The following is a 246-nucleotide window of genomic DNA, read 5'->3' as shown; positions in this document are numbered from 1 at the left end:
GCGTTAGGACTTTGCAAGCTCGCACCTTCTAACCCACTAATTGAAATAGAATAATGCAGAGGTTGCTGCGTTTTGTTAATGATGGTGAGTGTATAAGGGTTTTCGACTAACCCTTCATAATTTACCCGATACAGTGCATTTCTGTCTCTAAGGACAGAGGCTTCGATAGGCGTACGTTGTAGCATCCAAGCAAACATAGAAATAATTAACAGCGCAGTTAAAGCGCCATAGCCCACTAACTTGAGC

Annotated in this window: 1 protein-coding gene; it reads right to left on the bottom strand. The window is 42.7% G+C overall.

The window, feature by feature from the left end; all coding sequences use genetic code 11:
• Window positions 1-246: FixG Ig-like domain-containing protein (locus AAEY68_RS21500; RefSeq protein ID WP_350586879.1), on the bottom strand; the 246-nt coding region annotated here is incomplete at both ends.

Source organism: Pseudoalteromonas sp. RB2-MNA-CIBAN-0110 (assembly GCF_040309305.1).
Classification (GTDB): domain Bacteria; phylum Pseudomonadota; class Gammaproteobacteria; order Enterobacterales; family Alteromonadaceae; genus Pseudoalteromonas; species Pseudoalteromonas arctica.
Note: the sequence above shows the minus strand (reverse complement) of the source record. Positions and strands in the feature narration are given on the sequence as shown.